Here is an 8486-nt window from a genome sequence, read left to right on the forward strand (position 1 = left end):
GGGCGGTTCCTTAGCACGGACGGTTGCCGTAGTCATTAAGCCCGGCTATAACCCGCGCAAATTCCCTAACCCCTTGAATTCAGGAACTCTGAGCATGGCCCTCGAACGGACCTTCTCGATCATCAAGCCGGACGCGACCCGCCGGAACCTCACCGGCAAGATCATCGACCGGTTCGAAAGCGCGGGCCTTCGCGTCATCGCTTCCAAGCGCATCCACATGACGAAGGCGCAGGCGGAAGGCTTCTATGCCGTCCACAAGGAACGCCCTTTCTTCAACGACCTCGTCAGCTTCATGATTTCGGGCCCGGTCGTCGTGCAGGTGCTCGAAGGCGAGAATGCGGTGGCGAAGAACCGCGAAATCATGGGCGCGACCAACCCGGCCAATGCCGACGCCGGCACGATCCGCAAGGATTTCGCCGAGTCGATCGAAGCGAATTCGGTCCACGGCTCCGACGCGCCGGAGACGGCCGCTGAAGAGATCAAGTATTTCTTCAAGCCGGAAGAGATCGTCGGCTGAACTCTCACGGGCCTGCCCCCTTTGGGGGCCGGCCCGGGCTGACCAAGGTATGCTCCGAGATGCCGCGTTCCGCGGCTCCTCGGGGTGAGGCGTAAGAGCAAGACCCTCCTCCCGAACTACGAACCGAAGGTTCACTTCTCGAAGGACGGAGCAGATGAAAAGCTCCGCTGGTAACGCTCAGGCCCCACAGTAAATTGATTCAGCGACACGCCGACAGTAACACTGTCGGCGTTTCTCGTTATGAAACGAGGGGTGTTGTCCAAGAACGGCGCCGAATGCCCCGGAGAAATTCTCAAGAGCTCAAAGGTGATCTGGTCGCGCGCATGGCGTTTCGTCACCTCCGGCTGAGTAGAACAGGTTGAAATTTCGCAGGAATTAGTCAGTATCGCACGATGTTTCGGTTTCTTACCCAGTTCATTGCCGCCAGCCTTCTGTGGGGGTGCCTGTCCATCGGCACATCCGCTGTCGCGTTGCATGGCGCGATAGATGGGGTTGTCGTTCATGCGATGGAAACGGAGCGCCAGACGGATTCCACGTCCCGTCCGATCTGCGAGACCTGCCATGTCTTCCAGCATGTCACGCTTGCAAACCGCTGCGAGTTTCTGATGGCGCTCGCGGCGATCCATTTTCCCTTTTCCGGCAATGAGCGAGCTGCTAGCCGGCTGCTTTCTCCCGAAGGTCCTCCTCCTGAAGTAGCGATCGCCTGATTTCAGACCGCGTTCCCTCCGGGGACGCCCGTTGTCTTTTATCTACAGGTGATCCATGAAAGGTTCATTCCGCCTATGGCGGAGAGACCTGTGCGGCATTTTTTTGTCGGCGGGACTCATAACGCCGGTGCTTGCCTCCGGCCCGGCCGCACCGTCCATAACGCTCGATGAAGCCATCGCCATTGCGCTGTCGCAGAACACGCAGGCGCGCGTCGCTTTCGAGGCAATCGGCGAGCGTGCCGCCGAGGCGCGGCAAGCGAGGCTTCTGCCCAATCCCGAATTCGGCCTCGAGGTCGAAAATGTGCTCGGCTCAGGCCCTTATCGGGGTGCGAATGAGGCCGATGTCACGATTGGTCTGTCGCAACGGATCGAGATGGGCGGCAAGCGCGAAAACCGCAAACGCCTCTCCCGCCTTTCGGAGGCGGTGGCTGCGGCCGAAAGGGATGTGGTCGAGCGACGTCTCCGTGAGGCGGTGACGCACGCCTTCAACGGCTTGCTCGCTGCGCAACGCGATGCGGCGACGGCCTCGGCGGCGACCGAACAAATTCGCGGCCTCGTGCCCGCATTGCGGCAACGTTTCGAGCGGGGTGCCTCCTCGGAAGCCGATCTCAATCGCGGGCTGCTCGCGCTCGATCTGGCTGAGATCAGGGCGAGTGCGAAACAGGCTGAACTCAGGACGGCGCAGCAGGCGCTATTGGCGCTCTGGTCGGAAACGTCCTACCGCCCGCTGCGCGCTGAAGGCACCTTCGCGGTTCCCGCGAAAACGCTTCCCGGCATGGACCAGATGCTGACGAGTCTCGACACCCATCCGGCGGTGCTTGGCGGACAGCAGATGGTCGGCGCGCGGCGCGCGGCTTTCGATCTCGAGAAGTCTAACGCCTTTCCCGATGTGACGCTTGGCGCGGGTGTGCGCCATTTCGGCGGCACGGATGAAAGTGCGCTGCTCTTTTCGGTCTCTATCCCGATCTCCGTCTTCGACCGCAATCAAGGCAATCTCGCCGCCGCTTCGAGCCGCGTCGTGCAGGCCGATCTCGACGTGCGGCAGATCAGGGTTGAGCTCGCCCGCGAGCTGCAGCAAGCACATGAGACCTATGTGAACCGCTGCCACGAGGCGGAACGGCTTGGTGCATCCGTGGTTCCGGCCTCCGCGAAGACATCAGCCGCGATCCGGGAGGGTTATCTCGCGGGCCGCTTCGGTGTGCTCGATCTTCTCGACACCTTGCAGACAAACGCCGACAGCCGGATGCAGGAAGCGCAAGCCCTTCTCGCCTGCCGCAACGCATTGGCTTCCATTGAAATTCTGACCGGCCTTCCTAGCGAAAGGGAAGCGGCCAAAGGAGACGGGCAATGAAACCGACCAAGATGGAAATCCCCGCCCGCCGGGCTCTCGCCGCAAGCCTTGCCCTTGCCCTTGCCCTCGGCCTCGTCTTCTCTCCGATGACGGCCCACGGCGACGTCGATCTCGACCAAGGCGGAGAGAAGACAGCGCAGCAAAGCCACGATCATCGCGACGAGAATGAAAGCGAGGAGGTGCATGACGCGCATGGCGAAAGCGCGCATGACGGTCACGACCATAACGAGGGGGACGGACATGACGAAAGCGGACGAGGTCACGATCATGACGACGACGCGCGTGAAGACGGACACGTGACGCTGACGCCTGCGCAGTTCAACAACGCAAAACTTGAAATTACCGAAGCGGGGCCGGGCACGCTCCGCCCCTCGCTCAATTTCTTCGGTATCATCCGCCCCGATCTCGACAGGCTCGTTCATGTCGTTCCCCGCTTTCCAGGGATCGTGACCGGCGTAAACAAGCGCCTCGGCGATCAGGTGGCGCGGGGAGAGGTTCTGGCGACCATCGAAAGCAATGAGAGCCTGCGCGCCTATCCGCTTGCGGCCTCCATTCCCGGGCGGATCATCCAGGGCAATGTCGTCCCCGGCCAGTTCGCGGGCACGGACGATCCCTTGATGGTGGTCGCCGATCTTTCGGTCGTTTGGCTCGACCTCCAGGTGCATCGGCACGATGCCGACGTCGTCCGCGTGGGCCAACGCGTCGTCTTCCCTTCGGACAATGGCGGCCGCGAGATCGAAGCGGTGATTTCCTATGTCTCGCCCATCGCCGTGCAAGACACGCAAAGCGTACTCGCCCGTGCGACGGTCGCGAATCCGCAGGGGAATCTTCAGCCCGGCCTTTTCGTCAAGGCTTCGGTGGAGCAAGAGCCCGTCGCGGCGGCGGTGACAGTGAAGCGGGAGGCGATCCTCTACGATGGCGCGGAGACATTCGTCTATGTGCCGGGCAAGGAGCGGTCCTTCGAGCGAACGCCGGTGAAGGTTGGCCGGAGCGATACGGCGCATGTCGAGATTCTCGACGGGCTCGCGGCGGGCGAAGTCTATGTCGCGGGCAACACCTTCATCCTCAAGGCCGAGGCGGGCAAGAACGCCGCGGCCCACTCGCATTGAGGAGATGAACCATGATAACCGCAATCGTTTCCTTCTGCGTCAGGCACCGCTGGCTGGTGCTTTTGACTGTGGCCTTCGTCGGAGCCTTTGGCGCCTATAATTTCACGCGCCTGCCGATCGACGCCGTTCCCGACATCACCAATGTTCAGGTGCAGATCAACACCTCGGCGCCGGGCTATTCTCCCGTCGAGGTGGAGCAACGCATCACCTTTCCGCTGGAAACGGCAATGGGCGGGCTCCCGGGCCTCGACTATACGCGGTCGCTATCGCGCTATGGGCTTTCGCAGATAACCGTCGTCTTTGTGGACAATACGGATATCTACCGCGCGCGGCAGTTGATCGGCGAGCGCATTCAGGCCGTGTCCGGCGAGATGCCGCCCGATGTCGAAACGGCGATGGGGCCGATCTCGACCGGGCTTGGCGAAATCTATATGTACCGTATGGCGTCGGAGCCCGATGCGCGCAACGCGGATGGCAAGCCCTATACGCTTTCCGATCTCCGCGCGATCCACGACTGGATGCTGCGGCCCCAATTGCGCACCGTGCCGGGTGTCGTCGAGGTGAACGCCATCGGCGGCTACGAACGGCAGATTCATGTCGTTCCCGATCCCTACCGGCTGACTTCTTTCAATCTCTCCTTCGCCGACGTCGTGAAGGCGTTGGAGGACAACAATGCCAATCAGGGTGCGGGCTATATCGAGCGGAACGGCGAGCAATATCTGATCCGTCTGCCGGGCCAGCTAGGCGACGTGGCAGAGTTCGGCGAGGTGCTTCTCGGCACACATAACGGAAGGCCGATCCATGTTCACGATGTCGCCGAGGTGACTTTCGGCAAGGAGTTGAGGACCGGGGCCGCGACGTATGATGGCGAGGAAGCCGTTCTCGGCACCGCCGTGATGCTGGTAGGGGGGAACAGCCGTGAAGTGGCAAGCGCCGTTCAGGACAAACTCGAGCAGATCGAACGGAGCCTTCCACAAGGCGTGAAGATCGAGACGCTCTACAACCGCACCGATCTCGTTCAGAAGACAATCTCCACCGTCCGCAACAATCTCGTGGAAGGCGCGGTGCTCGTCATTGTCGTGCTCTTCGTGCTGCTGCGGAATATCCGGGCGGCGCTCGTCACAGCCACCGTCATCCCGCTTTCCATGTTGATGGCGGTGACGGGCATGGTGGAATACCGCGTCAGCGCCAATCTGATGAGCCTCGGCGCCATCGACTTCGGCCTGATCGTGGACGGCGCCGTCATCATCACCGAAAACTGTCTGAGACATCTTTCCGAGGAACGAAAACATCTGGGACGGACGCTCGGCCTGAACGAACGTTTCGCCGTGGTGGTGGATGCAACGCGCGAGGTGATGACGCCAGCCATGTTCGGCTCTTTCATCATCACGGTCGTCTATCTGCCGATCCTGACCCTCACCGGCGTCGAGGGCAAGATGTTCGCGCCGATGGCGATCACGGTCGTACTTGCGCTTCTCTCGGCCATGGCGCTGGCGCTTACCTTCGTTCCGGCGGCCATCGCCATCTTCGTGCGTGGCGATGTCGAGGAGAAGGAAAGTCCGGTGATGCACTGGGCGCAGAGGGGCTACCAGCCCGCGCTCGGCTTTGTACTCGGTCGCCAGAAATCCGTCGCTTTCGCCGCGGCGGCGCTCGTGCTCGTCGCGGCGCTCGGCGCGACGCGCTTCGGCACCGAATTCATCCCGAGACTCGACGAAGGCGATGTCGCGGTGCAGGCGCTGCGCGCGCCGGGCACCAGCCTCACGCAGTCGGTCGAAATGCAGAAGCAGGTGGAACGAGCCCTTCACGAATTACCCGAAGTTCGTAAGGTCTTCGCCCGGACAGGCACGGCGGAGATCGCTACCGATCCGATGCCGCCCAGCATCTCGGATGCCTATGTCATGATGGAGCCGCGCTCATCATGGCCGAACCCGCGCAAGCGAAAAGCCGAGCTTCTTCAGGAGATAGATGAGAAGCTCGCTGCCATACCGGGGGCGAATTACGAGGTCTCGCAGCCCATCGAACTGCGGTTCAACGAGCTTATCTCGGGCGTCCGTTCGGATATCGGCATCAAGATATTCGGTGACGACATGGATAAGCTGCTTGCTTCGGCAAATGAGGTGGCCGCCGTGGTGCAGCGCATCGAGGGCGCCTCCGGGGTGCAGGTGGAGCAGGTCGAAGGGCTTCCCGTTCTTTCCATCGAAGTGAAGCGAGATGTGGCGACCCGTTTCGGGCTCTCCGTCGCGGAAGTGCAAGCGGTCGTACAGGCGGCCATGGGCGGCGCGCGCGCCGGTACCTTCTATGAAGGCGACTGGCGAACGCCCGTGATCGTGCGCCTGCCGGAAACGCTCCGTCAGGACATGGACCGCTTGAGGGAACTGCCCATCCCGCTACCGCCCTTGCACGCGCCGGAAGATCATTTCGCTCCGGCTTCCTACTCGCCCTTCGGCGAGGGAATGCCGCGCGTGGTGCCGCTGAGCGAGGTGGCGGAGATAAGCGTCGCGCCTGGACCGAACCAGATCAGCCGTGAAAACGGCAAGCGGCGGATCACGGTTTCGGCCAATATCCGCGAGCGTGACCTTGGCTCTTTTGTGGACCAGGCGCGCGACGCGGTGGAGGCGCAGGTACAACTGCCGCCCGGCTACTGGTTCGAATGGGGCGGGCAGTTCGAGCAGCTCGTCTCGGCGACGAAGCGTCTTTCCATCGTCGTGCCCGCGGCGCTGGTATTGGTCTTCGCCTAGCTTTTCGCGAGCCTTGGAACGGCGAAGGATGCATTGCTCGTCTTCTCAGGCGTACCGCTGGCGCTTACCGGCGGGGTTGCCGCTCTCGCGTTGAGAGGACTGCCGCTTTCCATCTCGGCGGGCGTCGGCTTCATCGCGCTGTCGGGCGTCGCGGTGCTGAACGGTCTCGTCATCATCAGCTTCATCAAGAACTTGCGCGCGCAAGGTCTCCCTCTCGATGAAGCGATCTGGCAGGGGGCCATAACGCGACTGCGGCCCGTGCTGATGACGGCATTTGTCGCCTCGCTCGGTTTCGTGCCCATGGCACTGGCGACTAGTGCGGGCGCGGAGGTGCAGCGCCCGCTCGCGACGGTGGTGATAGGCGGCATTCTGTCGTCCACGATCCTCACTCTGCTGGTGTTGCCCGCAATCTACCGCCTTGCCCATGCCCGGGATGAGCAAGATGCCGCCTGACGCCTTCACGAATTCGGTATTGAACGCGTCAAGTCAGGGAGCGGGAGGAACGAAGAGAGGGGCTTGTGGCGCCGTGACCTGCCCGTCGATCTCGACGCGCTCGCCGACGATCCGTGTGCGGCCTTCCGCGACGAGGCGGAGCGCGAGCGGGTAGAGCTTGTGTTCGGCTTCGAGGACGCGGTCGGCCAGCGTTTCGGGCGTGTCGTCGGGAAGGACGGGCACCGCGACCTGCGCGACGATGGGGCCTTCGTCCATGGCGGGGCGCACGAAATGCACGGTGCAGCCGGTGATGCGGCAGCCGGTTTCGATGACGCGCTCGTGGACCTTCAGGCCCTTGAAGGCCGGAAGCAGCGACGGATGGATGTTGAGCTGGCGGTCGCGCCAGGCTTCGACGAAGCCGTCGGAGAGGATGCGCATGAAGCCGGCGCTGCAGATGAGTTCGACGCCGGCGCGGCGGAGCACCGCGTCGAGTTCGGCGTCGAAGGCTTCGCGCGTCGGGTAGTCCTTGTGGTTCACCACAGCGGTCGGAATGCCGGCTTCGCGGGCGACGTCGAGGCCCGGCGCGTCCGGCTTGTTCGAGACGACGATGACGATCTCGGCGGGAAATCCGGGCTCCTTTGTCGCCGCGACCAGCGAGCGGAGGTTCGAGCCGCGACCGGAGATGAGGACGCCGACTTTCATCATGGCGGTCAGGCGAGGCTGCCGAGCGCGCCCTTGATCTCGACGCGGGGCTCGTCGCCGCGCCGCTCGCGCAGATGGCCGATGCGGTAGACGGTTTCGCCGGCGTCGGCGAGGATGCGCGCGACTTCGACGGCGTGCTCTTCGGCGACGACCACGATCATGCCGATGCCGCAATTGAAGGTGCGGCCCATTTCGGCTTCGGCGATGCCGCCGAGCTTCATGATCCAGCGGAAGACTTCCGGCATGCGCCAGGAGTCGCCGTCGATTTCGGCGACGATGCCGTCCGGCAGGACACGCGGGATGTTTTCGACGAAGCCGCCGCCGGTGATGTGGGCGAGTGCCTTCACGGCGCCGGTTTCGCGGATCGCCCGGAGGACGCTGCGGACATAGATGCGCGTCGGTGCGAGAAGTGCTTCGCCGATGGTGACGCTGCCGTCCTCGACATGCGGGAAGGGCGCGTCATAGGCGAGGCCGTGATCGGCGACAATGCGGCGGACCAGCGAATAACCGTTCGAATGGAAGCCGGTGGAGGCCAGACCGATGATCGCATCGCCCGCGCCGACATCGGCCCGCGGCAGAATTTGATCGCGCTCGACGGCGCCGACCGCAAAGCCTGCGAGATCGTAGTCGCCCTTCGCATACATGCCGGGCATCTCAGCGGTCTCGCCGCCGATCAGCGCGCAGTTCGCCTGGCGACAGCCTTCGGCGATGCCGGCGACGACGGCGGTCGCTTCGGCGACGTCGAGCTTGCCGGTGGCGAAGTAGTCGAGGAAGAAGAGGGGTTCGGCTCCCTGCACGACGAGATCGTTCACGGACATTGCGACGAGGTCGATGCCGACCGTGTCGTGGATGCCGGCTTCGATGGCGACCTTGAGCTTGGTGCCGACGCCATCATTGGCGGCGACCAGCACCGGGTCCTTGAGCCCCGTC

6 protein-coding genes and 1 pseudogene are annotated in these 8486 nt (G+C 63.2%); 4 read left to right on the forward strand and 3 right to left on the reverse strand.

Going from position 1 to position 8486, the window contains the following annotated elements; genetic code table 11:
* The first annotated feature begins 94 nt into the window (after nt 1–94).
* Nucleotides 95–517, forward strand: a complete 423-nt coding sequence (gene ndk / locus VMR03_RS04665; RefSeq protein WP_325402758.1) for a nucleoside-diphosphate kinase — start codon at nt 95–97, stop codon at nt 515–517.
* A 131-nt stretch (nt 518–648) separates the two neighbouring features.
* Here the strand turns inward: ndk and VMR03_RS04670 are convergent, their stop codons facing one another.
* Entirely contained in the window at nt 649–1143 is a 495-nt protein-coding gene (locus tag VMR03_RS04670; RefSeq protein ID WP_325402760.1) for a hypothetical protein, read from the reverse strand.
* 208 nt (nt 1144–1351) lie between these two features.
* On the opposite strand from VMR03_RS04670, the gene VMR03_RS04675 reads away from it, so the two are divergent.
* The 3 genes and pseudogenes from VMR03_RS04675 (at nt 1352) to VMR03_RS04685 (ending at nt 6875) form a co-directional block, all read left to right on the forward strand.
* Nucleotides 1352–2575 (forward strand): TolC family protein, encoded by a 1224-nt coding sequence (locus tag VMR03_RS04675; RefSeq protein WP_325402762.1) that lies wholly within the window; start codon nt 1352–1354, stop codon nt 2573–2575.
* The gene (locus VMR03_RS04680) at nt 2572–3684 is read left to right on the forward strand and encodes an efflux RND transporter periplasmic adaptor subunit (RefSeq protein WP_325402764.1); all 1113 of its coding nucleotides are present in this window, start codon (nt 2572–2574) and stop codon (nt 3682–3684) included. The genes VMR03_RS04675 and VMR03_RS04680 overlap by 4 nt, the downstream gene beginning before the upstream one ends.
* Nucleotides 3685–3695: 11 nt before the next feature.
* Nucleotides 3696–6875: pseudogene (locus tag VMR03_RS04685) on the forward strand (efflux RND transporter permease subunit).
* A gap of 33 nt (nt 6876–6908) precedes the next feature.
* Here VMR03_RS04685 and purN read toward each other — a convergent pair.
* Entirely contained in the window at nt 6909–7556 is a 648-nt protein-coding gene (purN, locus tag VMR03_RS04690; protein ID WP_325402768.1) for a phosphoribosylglycinamide formyltransferase, read from the reverse strand.
* 8 nt (nt 7557–7564) lie between these two features.
* The coding region (gene purM / locus VMR03_RS04695; protein ID WP_325402766.1) for a phosphoribosylformylglycinamidine cyclo-ligase at nt 7565–8486 on the reverse strand (922 nt) is incomplete at its 5' end.

The sequence above is a fragment of the Parvibaculum sp. genome (assembly GCF_035511255.1).
Classification (GTDB): domain Bacteria; phylum Pseudomonadota; class Alphaproteobacteria; order Parvibaculales; family Parvibaculaceae; genus Parvibaculum.

Bases quoted from the DNA above. Each gene is read 5' to 3' on its own strand.
- VMR03_RS04680 (WP_325402764.1), top strand. From the start codon at position 2,572: ATGAAACCGACCAAGATGGAAATCCCCGCCCGCCGGGCTCTCGCCGCA.
- purN (WP_325402768.1), bottom strand. From the start codon at position 7,556: ATGAAAGTCGGCGTCCTCATCTCCGGTCGCGGCTCGAACCTCCGCTCG.
- ndk (WP_325402758.1), top strand. From the start codon at position 95: ATGGCCCTCGAACGGACCTTCTCGATCATCAAGCCGGACGCGACCCGC.
- VMR03_RS04670 (WP_325402760.1), bottom strand. From the start codon at position 1,143: ATGGATCGCCGCGAGCGCCATCAGAAACTCGCAGCGGTTTGCAAGCGT.